General features: G+C 39.5%; 18 protein-coding genes. 10 read left to right on the top strand and 8 right to left on the bottom strand.

Annotation, left to right across the window (positions count from 1 at the left end):
* Positions 1-510: a DUF1456 family protein gene (locus ACTWPF_RS14395; protein WP_161465080.1), complete on the top strand. Its 510-nt coding sequence runs from the start codon at positions 1-3 to the stop codon at positions 508-510.
* A gap of 65 nt (positions 511-575) precedes the next feature.
* On the opposite strand, the gene ACTWPF_RS14390 is transcribed toward ACTWPF_RS14395, so the two are convergent.
* Genes ACTWPF_RS14390 through ACTWPF_RS14375 form a run of 4 tightly spaced genes read right to left on the bottom strand, consistent with a single transcriptional unit; the run spans position 576 to position 4,742 of the window.
* Entirely contained in the window at positions 576-1,151 is a 576-nt protein-coding gene (locus ACTWPF_RS14390; protein ID WP_443149546.1) for a Maf family protein, read from the bottom strand.
* A 51-nt stretch (positions 1,152-1,202) separates the two neighbouring features.
* The gene (locus ACTWPF_RS14385) at positions 1,203-2,483 is read right to left on the bottom strand and encodes a beta-ketoacyl-[acyl-carrier-protein] synthase family protein (RefSeq protein ID WP_443149545.1); all 1,281 of its coding nucleotides are present in this window, start codon (positions 2,481-2,483) and stop codon (positions 1,203-1,205) included.
* A 26-nt stretch (positions 2,484-2,509) separates the two neighbouring features.
* Positions 2,510-2,959 (bottom strand): acyl-CoA thioesterase, encoded by a 450-nt coding sequence (locus ACTWPF_RS14380; protein ID WP_443149544.1) that lies wholly within the window; start codon positions 2,957-2,959, stop codon positions 2,510-2,512.
* A 34-nt stretch (positions 2,960-2,993) separates the two neighbouring features.
* The gene (locus ACTWPF_RS14375) at positions 2,994-4,742 is read right to left on the bottom strand and encodes a class I adenylate-forming enzyme family protein (protein WP_443149543.1); all 1,749 of its coding nucleotides are present in this window, start codon (positions 4,740-4,742) and stop codon (positions 2,994-2,996) included.
* A gap of 241 nt (positions 4,743-4,983) precedes the next feature.
* Between ACTWPF_RS14375 and ACTWPF_RS14370 the strand changes: the two genes are divergently transcribed.
* From ACTWPF_RS14370 to ACTWPF_RS14360, 3 genes are all read left to right on the top strand, one after another.
* Positions 4,984-5,280: a hypothetical protein gene (locus ACTWPF_RS14370; RefSeq protein WP_443149542.1), complete on the top strand. Its 297-nt coding sequence runs from the start codon at positions 4,984-4,986 to the stop codon at positions 5,278-5,280.
* A gap of 83 nt (positions 5,281-5,363) precedes the next feature.
* Positions 5,364-6,806 (top strand): M3 family oligoendopeptidase, encoded by a 1,443-nt coding sequence (locus tag ACTWPF_RS14365; protein ID WP_443149541.1) that lies wholly within the window; start codon positions 5,364-5,366, stop codon positions 6,804-6,806.
* Positions 6,807-7,094: 288 nt separating this feature from the next.
* Positions 7,095-8,285, top strand: coding sequence for a DUF4317 domain-containing protein (locus tag ACTWPF_RS14360; protein WP_443149540.1), 1,191 nt, complete (start codon positions 7,095-7,097; stop codon positions 8,283-8,285).
* A 182-nt stretch (positions 8,286-8,467) separates the two neighbouring features.
* On the opposite strand, the gene ACTWPF_RS14355 is transcribed toward ACTWPF_RS14360, so the two are convergent.
* Positions 8,468-9,367: a 3-hydroxyacyl-CoA dehydrogenase gene (locus tag ACTWPF_RS14355; protein WP_443149539.1), complete on the bottom strand. Its 900-nt coding sequence runs from the start codon at positions 9,365-9,367 to the stop codon at positions 8,468-8,470.
* A 193-nt stretch (positions 9,368-9,560) separates the two neighbouring features.
* Between ACTWPF_RS14355 and ACTWPF_RS14350 the strand changes: the two genes are divergently transcribed.
* The 3 genes from ACTWPF_RS14350 to ACTWPF_RS14340 all read left to right on the top strand — a co-directional run bounded on the left by ACTWPF_RS14350 (position 9,561) and on the right by ACTWPF_RS14340 (position 12,079).
* Positions 9,561-10,205 (top strand): YczE/YyaS/YitT family protein, encoded by a 645-nt coding sequence (locus tag ACTWPF_RS14350; protein ID WP_238020373.1) that lies wholly within the window; start codon positions 9,561-9,563, stop codon positions 10,203-10,205.
* Between the two features lie 23 nt (positions 10,206-10,228).
* Positions 10,229-11,215: a cation diffusion facilitator family transporter gene (locus tag ACTWPF_RS14345; protein WP_106896107.1), complete on the top strand. Its 987-nt coding sequence runs from the start codon at positions 10,229-10,231 to the stop codon at positions 11,213-11,215.
* A 183-nt stretch (positions 11,216-11,398) separates the two neighbouring features.
* Complete coding sequence (locus tag ACTWPF_RS14340; RefSeq protein WP_443149538.1) at positions 11,399-12,079, top strand: hypothetical protein; 681 nt, start codon at positions 11,399-11,401, stop codon at positions 12,077-12,079.
* 111 nt (positions 12,080-12,190) lie between these two features.
* On the opposite strand, the gene ACTWPF_RS14335 is transcribed toward ACTWPF_RS14340, so the two are convergent.
* Complete coding sequence (locus ACTWPF_RS14335) at positions 12,191-12,361, bottom strand: hypothetical protein (RefSeq protein WP_159033219.1); 171 nt, start codon at positions 12,359-12,361, stop codon at positions 12,191-12,193.
* Positions 12,362-12,621: 260 nt separating this feature from the next.
* On the opposite strand from ACTWPF_RS14335, the gene ACTWPF_RS14330 reads away from it, so the two are divergent.
* From ACTWPF_RS14330 to ACTWPF_RS14320, 3 genes are all read left to right on the top strand, one after another.
* Positions 12,622-14,082 carry a SulP family inorganic anion transporter gene (locus ACTWPF_RS14330; protein WP_058951288.1) on the top strand — a complete coding sequence of 487 codons (1,461 nt, stop codon included), beginning with the start codon at positions 12,622-12,624 and terminating at the stop codon, positions 14,080-14,082.
* A gap of 39 nt (positions 14,083-14,121) precedes the next feature.
* Positions 14,122-14,538 (top strand): universal stress protein, encoded by a 417-nt coding sequence (locus ACTWPF_RS14325; RefSeq protein WP_106898483.1) that lies wholly within the window; start codon positions 14,122-14,124, stop codon positions 14,536-14,538.
* A gap of 74 nt (positions 14,539-14,612) precedes the next feature.
* Positions 14,613-14,882 carry a hypothetical protein gene (locus tag ACTWPF_RS14320; RefSeq protein ID WP_443149537.1) on the top strand — a complete coding sequence of 90 codons (270 nt, stop codon included), beginning with the start codon at positions 14,613-14,615 and terminating at the stop codon, positions 14,880-14,882.
* A 216-nt stretch (positions 14,883-15,098) separates the two neighbouring features.
* Here the strand turns inward: ACTWPF_RS14320 and ACTWPF_RS14315 are convergent, their stop codons facing one another.
* Both ACTWPF_RS14315 and ACTWPF_RS14310 read right to left on the bottom strand, forming a co-directional pair.
* Entirely contained in the window at positions 15,099-16,241 is a 1,143-nt protein-coding gene (locus tag ACTWPF_RS14315; protein ID WP_443149536.1) for an NAD(P)/FAD-dependent oxidoreductase, read from the bottom strand.
* The gene (locus tag ACTWPF_RS14310; protein WP_238020365.1) at positions 16,225-16,677 is read right to left on the bottom strand and encodes a DinB family protein; all 453 of its coding nucleotides are present in this window, start codon (positions 16,675-16,677) and stop codon (positions 16,225-16,227) included. The genes ACTWPF_RS14315 and ACTWPF_RS14310 overlap by 17 nt, the downstream gene beginning before the upstream one ends.
* Between the last annotated feature and the right edge of the window lie 97 nt (positions 16,678-16,774).

The following is a 16,774-nucleotide window of genomic DNA, read 5'->3' as shown; positions in this document are numbered from 1 at the left end:
ATGGATATGAACAATAATGATATCCTTGTTCGTTTAAGATATGCACTTGATATAAAAGATGAGGACATGGTTAAGATCTTTCAATTAGGAGATGTGGAAGTTACAAAAGAAGACGTACAGGAATTGCTCAACAGGTTAAACGATAGCTTAAGTGATGATGAAAATGAGTATGAGCTTCCATGTGATAATACAATGCTGGAGTCTTTTTTTAATGGTCTTATTGTACATAAAAGAGGAAAACAAGAACCTAAACCTGGCCAGCCTGAACGTCCGCCTATGATGATAAAAAACAGTGGCAGTGTTAATAATGTTATGCTAAAAAAATTAAAGATAGCGTTGCAGCTAACAACTGAGGATATGTTAGCAATTTGGGAAGAAGTAGGGGTTAACGTCTCTAAAGGAGAGTTAAGTGCATTGCTTCGAAAGGAAGGCCACAGCAATTACAGAAGATGTGGCGATAGGTATGCAAGGAACTTTTTAAAAGGACTGGGCATGCGATATAGGGGATAAGCTTATAGGTGGAATCATTCTATAAGCTTATCGCAAATATGGGCTTGTCCAAAGGCGGCCCTTTTTTAATACGGAAAAATGGAAAACTGCCTTAATTCTCGTACTACCTTCGAAATAGGTAGCCCGACAATTGTTGCGTAGTCACCATTAATTCTTTTGACAAACGCTGCTCCAAGGCTCTGTATCCCGTAAGCGCCAGCTTTATCGTAGGGATCAGGCGTTGATACATACCAGTTTATTTCTTCCTCTGACAATGACCAAAATTCTACCTCTGATCGTTCTACAAAAACAAGCTCCTGTTTTGAAGAACGTATCTGTACACCAGTATAGACCTCATGCATTTCTCCACTTAAGTCCGAAATCATTTGAATAGCAGCTTCTTTGTTCTTTGGCTTCTCAAAGATTTGTTGCTTATAGGAAACGACTGTATCTGCTGTTAAGATCACTTCTTTTTCATCTAATAAAGGGATAGCTTGGCTTTTTCGCATTGCTAGTTGTTCTACCTTCTCGATTGGATTATTTGTTGTAATTTGTGATTCATCAATATCTGGTGTACGAACAGAGAAGGGGAGGTTTACTTGTTTTAGCAACTCCTGTCTTCTAGGGGAAGAAGAACCGAGAATAAGTTTGTCAGTTGACATGTTAATACCTCCTACTACGTTTTCGTTTTAGAATATGCAAGAGAGCAGGGATTAACCCTGCTCCTCAGCATTATATGCCTTCCATATCAATGTGCCGTTTTGCCCACCGAAGCCAAATGAGTTGCTTAGTACTGTTTTAATCTGCTGTTTACGACTTTGGTTTGGTACGACATCCATTGGGGCGAGCTCATCCCGATTTTTGCAATGGAGGGTGGGGGGAATAATTCCTGTTTCCATTGCTTTTATGCTAGCGATGCTTTCGATTGCGCCAGTAGCTCCAAGCAGATGGCCAACCGCACCTTTTATCGAACTTACAGGGATAGCATCCAATTGTTTCCCAAATAAACTTTGCAATGCCTTCGTTTCAGCAATGTCTCCGGCTTTAGTTGATGTAGCATGAGCATTAACATATTCAATGTCAGTGGGACCCAAATTAGCTGAACGCAGTGCACGTTTCATCGCGAGCGCGGCACCTGTGCCATCAGGATGTGGTGCTGTATCGTGGTAGGCATCATTTGACGAGCCATACCCGCCTAAAATGGCATGAATATGGGCACCGCGTGCTTTTGCCTTTTCTAGTGGTTCAAGCACAAATAACGCTGATCCTTCCCCCATTAACATTCCCGTTCTATCTTGATCAAAAGGACGTGACCAGGTCGTTTTGTCTTCTGGGCCTTCTGTTGCGAGCGCCCCCATATCACGTAAACCTGATAGGAAAACAGGTGACCAGAGGCAATCAGCTCCGCCAGCGAGTACGAAATCCACATCATCACGCCAAAACCAGAAAGTAGACTCACCAATCGCATGCGCTGATGCTGCACAGGCTGTTACATGAGTACTTGAAGGACCGCGTAAACCATAGTGCTTTGCAATAGTGGCTGCAGCAGCATTTGGAATGCATTTGGAAATGAGCCGAGGGCCGACACGCGAGGCCTTTCCTGTAGCTAACTTTCCAGATCCTTCCTCTAATGACTGAATGCCCCCAAAGGCTGATCCAATAGAAGTGCCGATCCGTTCTGGATCAATACTGGGAGCAATTGTTTCGCCATCCTCTCCTAGAATACCAGCATTAGACAAAGCCTCTGTTGCTGCAATAAGTGCAAGTTGGGTAAAACGATCCGTATTCTTAACTAGCTTCTTTGGTAGATATTCGGCAGGATTGAAATCTTGAACCCGCGCACCAACGGGAGCCCACTGGTGCAGTTGTTCATCTTCAACCTCTTTAACAGCAGATTTATTCGCAATTAAATTGTCCCAAAACGTAGACAGTCCAACACCGTAAGGGCTCACCGTTCCCATTCCCGTTACAGCTATTCGCATCGATTCATTCATGGTTATGCTCCTCTCTATTAAAATAATTACGCTTCTTGAAATAGCGCATATACTTCTGGTGCAAAACGATCTATCCGGGCGGGCTTCCAATCACGTGTGACCCACATATGGACAGTGGAACCTTGTGCGAGCAACTCTCCAGTTGGTGTATCGGCTATCTCTCCTTGAGAATCATTGTTTGCGATAAGCCTTGCCTCATAATCAAACTGCAGGCGTACTTTTGAAAAATTACTTACTTTCGTATAGATGACAAGAAGATCATCATATCGAGCAGATTTTTGATAGTTTATATTCAGATCCATTACAGGCAATAAAAGTCCCATGTCCTCCATTTTGCTGTACGGAATACCTGCATGTCGCATCCATTCGGTTCGACCTATTTCAAACAAGTTTACATAGTTACCGTGATGGACAACGCCCATTTGATCCGTATCTTTATAATGAACACGTATTACTTCCTTATGCCAAGCCTTCATTTACATGCATCTCCCTATTTTTGAACTCTAGAAATTATTTATTTCTTGTCGCCAATCTTTCTTCGGCAATTTCCTTTAAACGGAATTTTTGCACCTTTCCAGTACTCGTTAATGGCCATTCTGATGATTCTATAAACCAGATATGGCGAGGCACCTTGAACCGAGCGAGATAATCAGTGCACCAGCTCAAAATATCTTTTCGCTTACAATCTTCACCGGCTTTTAATTCAATGAACGCGGCACCAGCTTCTGTTGTTAAAGAATCCGGTACACCGATAACAGCAACCTGGTCGACCATTGGATGCTTGGAAATGGCCTCTTCCACTTCACGAGGGGAAACTAATTCCCCCGATACTTTGTAAATATCCTTCGTTCGTCCAATTAGCTCAATATAACCATTTTCATCTAGTCGACCTACGTCACCTGTTAGTAACCAACCATCTTTATCGATAACTTTTGCGGTTTCTTCCGGCTTTTTATAGTAACCGTGGCTAACGGTCGTGCCACGTACTGCAAGTTCTCCAACACTTCCATGGGGTAGAGTTTCTCTCGTTTCGATATCTACCGTTTTGTACTCTACATTGCTGCCATTAAATTCTGGAAGACCACTCACACCACCAAGCTTTGGTCGGCCAACTCTTGTTGTGAGTGTTTCAAGGGAAATACCAAGCTCTGTCGTTACACCAGAAGAGGCCACTTCGGACTGCCCATAGCCAGTAATGATTTCTGTCAGACCAAGTAATTCGATTGCCTTTTTCCATACTGGGATAGGAGCAGGTGCCGCACCACACCACATCGCAAAAAGACTGGACAGATCATAATCTGTGAGCTTTGGATGATTCAAAAATGGAACAAGCATGGTTGGAACAAGTAGAAAGTCATTTGCTTGATATTTTTCTATCATTTCCATAGCAGACAGTGGCGAAAAGGAACGCGGTGCGACCAATAAGCCACCGACAAAGGACATAGCAAAGATCCCTTCTATCAAGTTGTAGCAATGATAAAATGGAAGTGGCGCAAACGTTACACGCCCATCCTCAATTGCCCTGCTCATACACGTGCTGTAGGAAGACCTGAGCAGCATGTCATCTGTAAGCATTACTCCTTTAGGTGTACCAGTAGATCCAGAAGTATATATGATTGCACCTACTTCATCAGGGTAACGGGACGCATTCCATCTTTCTTGCCATTTCTCATCTGTAATTAATTCAGCTTTCTTACAAAATTTCTCCCATGGAAGAAAGCGCTCGTCCAATAACTCATTATGATTCGGTAAACAAATGATTTCTTGAAGCAGAGTCTCTTCTTTAAAATACTCTTCATTTAGTAAAGCAGTTATAGAGTCAGCAAGGGGATTATTTTTTGTCGCTTGATGCATGATTAAATAGCGTGCATCAGATTGTGTAAGTATGTATTTTAATTCGTTTTTGCTTAACATGGTATTTATTGGGATAAACACAGCGCCTACCATTGAACATGCAATCATGAGAGCAGGATATACGACGTCATTTTCCATTAGAATCGCAACATGGTCCCGACGCCTTACACCAAGATTGATCAACGCTTTAGCATAGTTCTTGGCGAGTTTCCATGTTTCTTTATAGGTAATCGAATCGTTATCTGTTTGAATATACATTCTTTCAGGATATGTAGAACTGGCTTGATAAAAGTGTGTGGAAATCGTATTACGTGGCCAATTGTTAAATTTAGCATCAAGTGCTGCTCGTCTTGCAGAGATATCCTCAGTAACGGTAGATTCAGGTGCATTGTCCTTTGTTGGCATAAACTGTTCCTCCTTGATATGTAAAAATATTTCGAACCTAGTATTCATTATAGAACTTTCAAATATAACCTTCAAAACTTTTGAGGGAAAAAGGAAAATATTTGGATGCTCTATTAGCACACAAAGCTCAAATAGTATTTTGTTAGGTGACGGTTTCATGTAAGATGAGGATATATAATTATTTGAATTGTCAGCTAGTAATTGCTGTTGTGAATGTAGATAGGTGGATGGAGGGAGAAATTTGAAAAATGGTGTTTATCGTGAAGTATGGGACTTAGACTCCATATTTCCGGGCGGGAGTGAGTCACCACAATTAGTTGAACATCTACGAAATACAGAAAGAAAGATAAAAGATTTTAACAGTAAAGTTGGTAGTTTTGTAAGTTCGAAATGTATTGCTGAACCAGTAGAGGTAACAGAGTTAATTAGATTGATTAGTGAAATTGAAATGAACGTATCACAAGCCAAATCTTTTGTCGTATGCCTACTGGCACAAAATCCAAAAGATCAAAAAGCTTCTACACTGGAGGATAAGTAGGTTATCTTAATGCTAGTTTTGAAACAAGTGTCAAAAGAACACAGCAACTCCTTCAACAAATAGAAGAGAAGTTATGGAATGAAATGTTGGATACAGAGATATTAAGTAATTATAAATATATATTAAATGAATGGCGACAAAAAGGTAGGTTACAACTATCTGAAAGAGAGGAGCGGCTAATATCTGATTTAATGATAGATGGTTATCACGCTTGGTATTCGTTTTACAAAACGCTGATGAGTAGCATAAAAGTTAAAGTATCAATTAATGGAAAGGAAAATACATTATCAGTTGGTCAGGCTATAAATTTAAGGGCAGACCCAAATGCGGAAGTACGCAAAGCTTCTCATGAGGCATTAGAAAATGTTTGGAAAGAAAAAGAGGGATTGTTTGCACAGATTCTAAATCACATTGCTGGTTTCCGATTACAAGTGTATAAAACCAATGGAGTCGAAAATATTTTAGAAGAGCCCTTGTTAAATAACAGAATTAAAGCAGAGACGCTAGATATAATGTGGGGAGCAGTGGATAAACATAAAAATGCATTTACTGAATATCTAAATGGGAAGGCTGAGATTTTAGGGGAAGCGAAACTCAATTCCTATCATTTCTGGGCTCCCATTACAAATAGTGATCAGCATATTGACTACGATAAGGCTGTGAAATTTGTGACAAGTCATCTAAGCCAATTTGGTCCAGAATTAGCAAGCTTTATTTCTAATGCATTTGAAAAGGGGTGGGTGGAATCTGAAAATCGTCCAAATAAATCAGCAGTCCCATTCTGTATAGGTTTCCCACAAACAGGTGAATCCAGAGTTTACATGACTTATTCAGGAACGATAAAGGACTTGCTAACTCTTACACATGAACTTGGACATGCCTTTCATAATCATGCCATGAAGGATGTTGATAGTATTAACAAGCAATATCCTATGAGTCTCGCAGAAACAGCTTCTACTTTTTTGGAGATGATCGTATTAGATGCGGCAATAGATCAGGCAACTACAAAAAAAGATAAACTACTCTTATTAGATGAAAAATTAAAGAGAAGTGTAATGAACTTTATGAATATAAATGCAAGGTTCCTATTTGAAAAGAAATTTTATGAGGAAAGAAAGCAGGGGTTTGTTTCAACAACTCGTTTGAATACATTAATGAAAGAGTCTATGGATATAGGATATAATGGTTCACTTGGTCATATCCCTGTTCACTCATGGGTTTGGACGCCACATTTCTATATTACCAAATCTCCATTTTATAACTTTCCATACACATTTGGATACCTACTTTCCTTGAGTATTTATGCAAAGGCAAAAGAAAAAGGAAGAGGATTCGAAAAAGATTATCTTGCATTCCTTCGTGATTCCGGAAGTATGTCAACGGAAGAACTAGTGATGAAACACCTCGGAGAAGATATTACTTCCGAGTCATTTTGGGAAAAAGGGATGGAGCTGTGTATGAATGATGTGAAGGAATTTATCGCGGTGCAAGCGTCCGTAAGAACCCCACTTCAAAATATGAAGTGAAACAGTGAAGTTAAGTGGGAGTGACAGACGCTAACGCTCCGATTCGTTCAACTAACAAATCAGTTGGGAAGAACGAAAACCCCACTGATTGAAGTTTCACTTTATAAAATTAGCTGATAGTATCATAGTGGCTGAAGAACCGTTCTCTTTTGCAACACACAATTAATATTGTACAGAGATTTTTCAACTTTCATTTAAAAATATTTATCTATATAACCTAAATGGAAAATGATAGAATGGATGAACGAAGAATATATATTCGTAGTCCAATTTAGGAGTGGAATGAAGTTGAACAAAAAAGACATCGCAAATATTCGAAAGCAGTTTAAAATAAATAACGATTTGTTGAAAATAAACGATATCTTTAACGTATATATCATGAAAGAATCGAGTGAAATCTATCATCATCAGAGTGTGCCCTTCGACTTACTTGAAGAGGAACAAAAAGATTTATTTATGACCAATTTTAAAAAAGTGCTAACAGGACAGCTTGATGAGAAATTATTTGAATTGAAATTTCAACGTGATGTAGAGGATAGTAGCCAGCTTATCTTGCATCAAGGAATATTGAGTAATGATACGGAAGAATGGAAAGATCAAATGTTGCGTCTTGTGGAAAAAATGTTAAAGGATAAGCAATATGAAATGGATATTGTGGTTACTTTTATACAAGGTGAATATATGAAACCGATGAAACGAAGCAATGAAGATGCAGAAGAAAGCTCCCGTGATGCAGTTTACTCCAATAAGTTTATTTTATGTAGTATGAATAAAACACAGGATCCCAAAAAAGAGCTGTTGTTTGACTATGTAGAAAAGGAATTTAAATATAACATCGTGGTGGACCCTGTTATTAATCTTAAGGCGCCGATTTCCGGCTTTTTATTTCCAACCTTTACAGAGAACGTAGCGGATGTAAACCATGTTCTTTACTCTGCTGGAAAAGCATATGAACTGAATTACCATTTTATTGAGGAAGTTTTGAATGCGGAAGAAACGATGACAGCAGAAGATGATAAGGTAGTATTCGAGGAGATTGTCAAAAAGGTTAGCGGAGATCAAATTAATACGTCCACGCTTTCTAATGTGTATGATGAAATTCATCGGGTAATTGAAGAGCATGAAGAAGATGATATACCAAGGTTGGATTATAAAGATGTGGAAAGTGTTCTGAAAAGCAGTGGGATAGAGGACGTTGATACAGAAAAGGTTGAAACTGCGTTTAAGACAGTGATTGACGATGAAAAATATGAGTTAAAAGCAAGTAGTATCATTCCAAAATACAATAAAAAATCCATTAAGATTAAGACGAAAGTGGCAGACATAAAAGTAAGCCCAGAAGACTTACGATTTGTGAAGCAAATTCATTTTGATGGAAAACTAAGTCTTATGATCGAATTGGAAGAGAACACAATGATTGAGGGCTTTGAAATGATCCCTGAAGCATTAGTCCAAAAAGCAAAAGTAGAGGAAGAATAATTTCTAAAGAAATCACTATCCATTTATAGTGAAAATATATGAGAACATAAAAAGAAAGAACCTTAGCCAAGGTTCTTTCTTTTTATACTATTTTTTCACCTAACTTCCGTAAGCAAAACATACCTAGGAAATATAAAAAAAGGCGCCTATTACGTAGTACTCACGTAACAGACGCCATTCGTTTAGTTTTTTAAGAAATCAGGCTCTTCAAAGCTTGGGTTTGGATACTTGTAGAATCCTTCTCCCGTTGCGGTACCAAGTTTACCTTTGTCGATATACTCCGTTTTGAGCAAGTTTGCCAGCTTTTTAAACTCTTCATTACCGGTCGCTTCGGCTTTTGCATTTACGATATTATAAGAAGTCGTAATTCCGACTACGTCTAGGATGGCGAAAGGTCCTTTTGGAGCACCAGTAGCAATCATCCACGTTTTATCAATTGTTTCAACATCTGCTACTTCCTTAGAAAGGAGTAGCTCTGCAGCATCTAATAATGGAACTAATAGAGAGTTAAGAATGTAACCTGGTTGCTCCTTGTGTAATGGTAGTGCAACCATTCCAATTGCTTTTGCAAACTGACTTACTTCGTCAAACACATCGTTATCAGTACCAGGATGCTTCATAATTTCAGCTGTGTTGTTTATCCATATTTCATTGGCAAAGTGCAAGGCAAGAAACTTTTCTGGACGACCAGTTGCCTCTGCAAATTGGCTTGGTAATAAGGTGGATGAGTTTGTAGCAAAAACAGTTCTGTGAGGAGCTACTTTTCCTAGCTCATTATAAAATTCTGTTTTAATTTTTACGACCTCTGGAATCGCTTCGATAACAAGGTCTGCATCTGAAACTGTCTTCGCTAGATCAGACTGAAACGCGATACGATTGTACGCATTATTAACAGCTTGTTCTGAAGCACCGAGATCCTCTTGATAGCGTTCTTTTAGTTTTTCAATTCTCTCTTTCGCCTTCTCTAGGGCTTCATCGTTAATGTCATATACCGTAACATCGAATCCCTTAAATGCAGTTTGATAGGCGATTTGACTACCTAACACACCACTTCCTGCGATTGTGATAGTTGAAAAGTTCATGTAAATTCCTTCTTTCCTATTCTGTACAATTAATAGTATGACATAAAATGTAAAAAAACATGAAGGATTTTGCTTATCATCCTTTGAAAACTATCTACACATTTATAGGAAAAATGATAAACTAAATTGGAGTTTTGATTTTTAAAAAAACTGAAGACGATTTTTAATATTTTAGCAAGAGAGAAGGGGTTTTATGATAAAGACGATCCGCTGGAGTGTGTTTTTCTTTGGTTTAATTCTATTTAGTATAGGCATCAGTATAGCGATAAACATGCAACATTTGGGAATTCATCCTTGGGACGTATTAAATGTAGCACTATATGAAAAACTAGGGTTATCAATTGGGTCTTGGGCAATTATTATTTCTGTAATCCTAATTATTGTCTCATGGATTCTGGATAAAAGTTATATAAGACTAGGTACGTTTTTAAATGGCATCCTCGTTGGTGTGTTTGTGGATTTTTTCTTATTTCTAGATTTCTTACCACATGCGAGTGAAAGCTGGCTAGATGTAATCGTCATTATTTCAGGAATTATTTTAATGGGAATTGGTGGGGGAATCTACAACTCAGCTGGAGTTGGATCAGGTCCAAGGGACGGATTCATGCTCTCCATTTCTGATAAGCTCGGTGCTTCTGTAGGAAAAGTGCGTATTATAACAGAATGTCTTGTATTACTCATTGGTCTGTTGCTTGGTGGGCCTGTTTTTCTTTTTACTTTTATCTTCACCTTTATTCAAAGTCCTATCTTTCAGTTTACGTATAAGCTACTTGGTGGACATTTAAATAAAATGGAAGCTTCAATAGAAGAGAAAGGCCTCCATAAAACGGGAGCATAACTTCAGAAAGGGATGGAATTTACATGAGTATCATAGAAAAGGTACGTAAAGGAAATACATCTTCGGGTATTGCTGCCCTAGGAAATGCCTTTTTAGCCGGGATAAAGGGAATAGCTGCAGCATTTAGTGGAAATGGTTCCATGTTTGCATCCTCTATGCATTCCCTTGCCGATGCTGTAAATCAGGGGTTTGTATTTTTTGGTAGTGTATTGGCTGAGTTTCCTCCATCCAAACGATTCCCGTCAGGTTTTGGAAGAGTCATTAATATCTTTTGTATGGTCGCTGTGATTGTCGTAACCGTGATGGCTTATGAGACAATATTAAAAGGATGGCATTTATTTCAGGATCCTGAGGAATCAGATGGCTTACTGTTAAACTTTATTGTATTACTTGCCTCCTTAATCATTGATGGATTAATCCTTTTTAAAGCGATGCGGGAAATAAGAAGTGAAAGTAAAACGGATGAATCAAGTAATGTAATAACCGTAGCTTTTAAAAATGTCAAGAAGGCGTCGCCTGCTACACGACTTGTCTTTTATGAGGATCTTGTTGCAACATCAGGTGCACTCCTAGCAATGGTTGGTATAGTGCTTTCGCAGTTTTTTGGTATTTTGCAAGCAGATGGTTTAATTTCCATGTTAATTGGGTGTTTAATGTTGTTTGTCGCTTTTCGAGTGGGTTATGACAATATGATCGGTTTAATCGGAGTTTCAGCACCAGCAGAGGTTCAAGACAAGCTCACAACTATACTTTTAGACCATGAAGACGTAGTGGATATTCATCGAATTCGAATTGTACAGGAAGGCCGTCTATACCATGTTGAGGGAACAGTTGAACTAAAAAAAGGGCTTAGCCTGGCAAAAGCAGATGATATTAAGTTTGAGTTGTCCGATACGCTTTTACGCCAATCCGAAGTAGCAGATGTACTACTAGGAATTATAGAGGACGATGGGGAGAAGAGTTGGGAAGAAAAAGGCAAACAGCGTAATATTCCTAAAACGGATGAGTAAGAAATCAAGATTTAAACGTTTATAATCACATTTCTAGTACTAATAAGGGAAAGATAACGGGCTTTTCCTTAAGGGAGAAAGTTATTTTCAAGGGGTTTATAGTAGTGGAAATGGGATTATACCAACCTGATTTATAGCTTTTTTCGTGATAAGATAGGGTGAATTCACGAAGGGGGTTTCCAGGTGTTGAATAACGGTAGAAGTTTAGATGAATTACATGATACGCAGCAGTCTACAAAGGAATTACTGTTTATCTTGGATGATTTGTTCTTATTTTCCATTGAAAAGTATGACCAGTTATTGCGGGAAGAAATTGAAAAATTACTAAAGCAAATGAATGTTCCTGAAGTGTTGTTTGATAAAGCTTTTCCCCAAATCATTTGGTGGCTATTATTTTGCTACCCGCAAGCTCCCCATGGTATGACCATCTACCAGGATTATTTGGAAGTACATAATGAAAAATGGACTAAGGCAGACAAGGTTGTGCAGGCACACTTGAATAGTTGGCTAAGTATCACGCCAGGGTTTTATCGTGTAGTCAAGATAGATAGAAAGTATAACCGGTTATTCCACGTTCAAGACGTATTTTTAAAAGAGGAGAAAAAGGTATTTATTTTTAATGAAATATTCCAAACTCCTAAAATGGGTGAGATCATAAGCGGCATCCTGTTACCTGTTGGAAACAATGTTTATACCACGCAAGGCAGGCTCTTTCATCTTCCCGTAACAATCGTACCAGAGTTAATGGGAAGGTTTCGGCAGTTTCTAGAAAGGCATAATTCCAATCCAGATTATGTTGTTCCAGCTTCGTCGTATCCCGTTCTGCTCCGTATCACTATGCAAACGATGGAAAAGAAGCTATGATAAGAAATGCTTGTGTGACAGAACATCGTAAGCCCCAAGTAGAAAGCCTTGCCTCGAGGCATATCAGAATTAAATTCATCCCGATATTAAGAGTTCAACATGGCAAAACATTTATGATAACTGGGAGTCAGCCGGATTGTGCTCGTAATCCCCAACCATCGTTCCCCCAAGTGCTCTTTCCAAATCATAATCCTCGATAACATCCTGAAGCCATAGCCAACATAAGAACATGGCAATTATCGTAACTAAAATAATAACAAATACTGCAATTCTTCCTTTCATTTCTTCACCTTCTTTCACTCATTTCACATGTAAGTATACCTTGATTTTAAACGTAAATAAAGCCACCATTTTTATAGAGAATGGGCCTACTACTAAAATTAAGAGAAAATAGAAGAAAAACAATAAAAATAGACGTAAGCACCTTTTGATTACGCTTTCTTCGTGTTTTGTGAAATGTGAGTAATTATGGTATGATTTCTTAGTTATCTACGGAACATGCCATAAGTTGGCTTGAATATATATGAAAAGAGGTTGAATAGTTGAAAGTAGAACAATTGAAGAATGAATGGTTTGGCAATGTCAAAGGGGATGTCCTGGCAGGTTTGGTAGTTGCACTGGCTTTAATCCCAGAAGCAATAGCCTTTTCAATTATAGCGGGTGTTGATCCAATGATTGGATTATATGCATCTTTTTGTATTGCAGTTGTAATTGCTTTTGTCGGAGGGAGACCGGGTATGATCTCTGCGGCAACAGGAGCAATGGCGTTACTCATGGTAAATCTCGTTGCGGATCATGGGTTGCAGTATTTGTTTGCAGCAACGATTCTTACAGGTATCATCCAAATCATTTTTGGCGTTTTTAAGCTAGCAAGAGCTATGAAGTTTGTACCACGTTCGGTGATGGTAGGCTTTGTTAACTCACTAGCCATTCTAATATTTACAGCACAGATTCCGCATTTCCAAGGGGAAAGCTGGATTATGTATGCACTTGTTGGACTTACCTTGGCCATTATTTATCTATTGCCTAGGGTTACAAAGGCGGTTCCATCTGCTTTGGTAGCAATTATTGTCGTCACAGCAATCGTGATTTTTGGTAAAATAGATATTGGAACAGTCGGAGATATGGGTGCATTGAAACAGCAATTGCCTATCTTCTTGATTCCTTCTATTCCGTTTACTTTTGAAACGTTGATGATTATTTTTCCATACTCCTTGGCTCTGGCTATTGTAGGATTACTAGAATCCTTATTAACTGCTAATATCGTAGATGATATGACAGATACAGAGAGTAATAAGAACAAAGAAAGTCGCGGACAAGGGATTGCCAATATTGTTGCAGGCTTCTTCGGTGGAATGGCTGGTTGTGCCATGATTGGTCAGTCTGTCATCAATGTGAAGTCTGGTGGTAGAGGCCGTTTATCTGCATTGGTTGCTGGATCGTTCTTAATGTTTCTGATTATTGTACTAGGCGGACTTGTTGTTCAAATCCCAATGGCTGCCCTAGCTGGTGTTATGTTTATGGTATCTATTGGTACATTTGATTGGTCCTCGATACGTAACTTACACAAACTACCAAGAACAGATGCAGTTGTCATGCTAACAACCGTTGCTGTCGTGCTTTACACACATGATTTATCTAAAGGTGTACTTGCTGGTGTACTATTAAGTGCAATTTTCTTTGCTGCTAAAATATCCAAAGTGAAAGTTACGGATGAGTTAATGATGCGAGAACAAAAAAGAGTTTATCGTATTGAAGGTCAGTTGTTTTTTGCTTCAGTAAGTGATTTTACGGCGAAGTTTGTTTTCGCCGATACTGTTAAGGAAGTGGAAATTGATCTAAGTCGTGCGCATTTATGGGATGATTCAGCAGTAGGAGCGCTTGATAAGATTCAAGCCAAGTTTGAACAACACCACATTAACGTGGAGTTCACGGGTTTAAATGAAGCAAGTAAAAATTTAGTTCAACGTATTGGTGGTTTATCGAAGGCGTCAGGACATTAAAATAAGTGCTTTTATCAGAATCTGTAGAGGGTGGTTATGGTGTTTAAAAGAATACTATTGGCTGTAGATGGATCAGAGCATTCCATTCGCTCAGCAAATTATGCTATAGAGCTTGCTGAGAAGTTTAATGGAGTCATTAATGTTGTGTACGTTGTGGATGGCAATAAAGCGAAGTCAGATGTGCTACATGCAACGGACAAATTCGCCCTAGAAAAAATGCGTAATGATAAACTAAAGGCTGTTAAAGAATTATTGAATAAAACCGATATTCAATACGAGATTAAGATTTTGCATGGAGAAGCAGGCCCTACTTTAGTCAACTATGCCAACAATAATGAAATAGATGGTGTAGTGCTAGGGAGTAGGGGGCTGAACAACCTGCAGACCTTTATCCTCGGAAGCGTGAGCCACAAAGTGGCAAAACGCGTAGAATGTCCCGTATTAATTGTGAAATAGAATAGTAGATAACAAAAGATATAGAAAAAGGCTGCCGAATTGGCAGCCTTTTTTGTATTCCATGGGGAGAGATGTTGGAAGTGAACCGAGAGCGGGGCAGAGTGAATCGAGATGGAGGCAAAGTGAATCGAGAGCACCGCAAAGTGAAACCAGGGCACCGCAAAGTGAAGCCAGGGCACCGAAAAGTGAAACCAGAGCCTCACAAAGTGAAACCAGGGCACCACAAAGTGAAACCAGAGCACCGCAAAGTGAAACCAGAGTACCACAAAGTGAAACCAGAGTACCACAAAGTGAAGCCAGACCACTGCAAAGTGAAGCCGACGTTTTATGATGGAGCTTCCTAGAGAAGAGACGCATCAGCCAAGAAAAGAGACGCAGCCACACAGGGGAGAGTCGCATCAACCAAGAAATGAGACGCATCATCCCGCAGAAGAGACGCCACAGCCACGTGAAGAGACGCAGCCTCACACGGGAGAGACGCAGCACCCACAAAAGTGACGCAGCAACAACAAAAAAGGCGCCTCCAAAAAAGGAGACGCTTCACACCCACACCATCTAATCTAAAGCTTTGTAACAGTCTCGGCTACAGGATAATTTGCGGGATCAATTTCTGATTCAATTCCCTGGGCCATCTTCGCAAGCTCTGCCCCTATGTATGGTCCCATTGTAAGACCAGAGGCACCTAGTCCATTTGCAGCAAAGAGTCCAGAAACGCCAGGTACCATGCCAACTACTGGTAGAAATCCAGGTGTGACAGGGCGAAAGCCTACTCTTGTTTCAAGAACGGTCGCGTGTTCCAGTTGTGGAGACACTTGTAATGCTTTACTGAGCACTTCGTATAGACCACCTGCTGTTACGCTTGGATTAAAGCCTGTGTCGTCTTCATGTGTTGCTCCAATCACGAGGCGTTGATCCTCGAAAGCAAGCATGTACTGATTGGTTGGCGGCATGACAACAGGCCATTTTGCTGTATCATACCCAGCAACTTGTAGATGCATGAGTTGGGCTCGTTGTGGTTTAACATCAAAAGAGATTCCCAATGGTTTAAATAATTCTCCCATCCAGGCTCCTGTTGTAGCGATCACTGTATCGGCCTCATACAACTCATCATCCACACGTACACCGGTTACATTACCATTCTCAGCAACAAGGCTAGCATCACCCTTGACTATTTGTGCTCCAAGCTTTTTTGCACCACTGATTAAGGCATCGCGTAGTTTTCGGCCGTCAACGCGAGCAGCTCCGCTTACATGAACAGCGCCATATCCTTCACCGATCAAAGGGAAGGCTTGTTTTGTTTCTTCCTCGTTTAATATCGTTATATTGCCAATTTCAGGTGCATCTTCTCTTCTTTTTAATGCTCTTTCCTTCATGGCATTAAGTTTCTTTTCATCTGAATGCAGGCTAATTGCACCGACTCTCTCATAGCCGGTGTCGACCTCTCCAAGCTCTCGCAACTTGTTAATTATTTCCGGGTAGATTTTTGCTCCACCTTTAGCGAGCTGGTACCAGGCCTTATTTCTTCTCTGGGAAAGCCAAGGACAGACGATTCCTGCAGCAGCATCTGTTGCCTGTCCTGTATCCTTTCGGTCAATTAGCGTAACAGCTTTCCCACTACTAGCAAGATGAAAAGCGGTGGAGGCACCTAGTATACCGCCACCAATTACAATATAACCTTCTTTTTTCTTATAATTTGTCGACAACTTGCTTCATTGCCTTTATTTTACCAAGATGCTCATTCTCATGCTGCAGAATCATTTCATAAACATCTCCATAGGTTTTAAAATTTCCGAACGGTAGGGTATAAGGTAGATCCTGCTTGAAAAAGTCATCTGTCAGATCTTTAATACGTGAGCGTTGTTGTTCGAGCTCTGTAACGAGTTCAGATATACTAGGTGGAGTATCTTGCCAATCAGCTGGTTTCGTTCCTGTGCCAAACAAGTCATTAAATGACTTTGGTAGATTCTCGGAATGGTTTGGAAAGCCAAACAGTAGTGACTCTGGCGTTACCAACACATGCCCGATATGCCAACGGATTGTGTTATTAAAGTATTCAGGCTGTACATCAGCCTTTTTCTCGTCGATATTTTTAATAAAGCCTAATAAAGCAGAACGAGTAAGATCAAATTGCTCTGACATTTATATTCCTCCTAATAGAACATTTGGTATTAACTATAAAAATAAAAGGTTCGAATGTAAAATATATTGATTTTATGAAGGGATTTTTGATCAGGTA

Origin of the sequence: Oceanobacillus sp. M65 (assembly GCF_052246275.1) — a bacterium.
Lineage (GTDB): Bacteria > Bacillota > Bacilli > Bacillales > Amphibacillaceae > Oceanobacillus_B > Oceanobacillus_B jordanicus.
Note: the sequence above shows the minus strand (reverse complement) of the source record. Positions and strands in the feature narration are given on the sequence as shown.

What these genes read in the sequence shown, in the direction of transcription:
- ACTWPF_RS14345 (WP_106896107.1), top strand. Translation starts at nt 10,229, where the DNA reads ATGAGTATCATAGAAAAGGTACGTAAAGGAAATACATCTTCGGGTATT.
- ACTWPF_RS14310 (WP_238020365.1), bottom strand. Translation starts at nt 16,677, where the DNA reads ATGTCAGAGCAATTTGATCTTACTCGTTCTGCTTTATTAGGCTTTATT.
- ACTWPF_RS14385 (WP_443149545.1), bottom strand. Translation starts at nt 2,483, where the DNA reads ATGAATGAATCGATGCGAATAGCTGTAACGGGAATGGGAACGGTGAGC.
- ACTWPF_RS14365 (WP_443149541.1), top strand. Translation starts at nt 5,364, where the DNA reads ATGTTGGATACAGAGATATTAAGTAATTATAAATATATATTAAATGAA.
- ACTWPF_RS14375 (WP_443149543.1), bottom strand. Translation starts at nt 4,742, where the DNA reads ATGCCAACAAAGGACAATGCACCTGAATCTACCGTTACTGAGGATATC.
- ACTWPF_RS14350 (WP_238020373.1), top strand. Translation starts at nt 9,561, where the DNA reads ATGATAAAGACGATCCGCTGGAGTGTGTTTTTCTTTGGTTTAATTCTA.
- ACTWPF_RS14355 (WP_443149539.1), bottom strand. Translation starts at nt 9,367, where the DNA reads ATGAACTTTTCAACTATCACAATCGCAGGAAGTGGTGTGTTAGGTAGT.
- ACTWPF_RS14335 (WP_159033219.1), bottom strand. Translation starts at nt 12,361, where the DNA reads ATGAAAGGAAGAATTGCAGTATTTGTTATTATTTTAGTTACGATAATT.
- ACTWPF_RS14380 (WP_443149544.1), bottom strand. Translation starts at nt 2,959, where the DNA reads ATGAAGGCTTGGCATAAGGAAGTAATACGTGTTCATTATAAAGATACG.
- ACTWPF_RS14390 (WP_443149546.1), bottom strand. Translation starts at nt 1,151, where the DNA reads ATGTCAACTGACAAACTTATTCTCGGTTCTTCTTCCCCTAGAAGACAG.
- ACTWPF_RS14395 (WP_161465080.1), top strand. Translation starts at nt 1, where the DNA reads ATGGATATGAACAATAATGATATCCTTGTTCGTTTAAGATATGCACTT.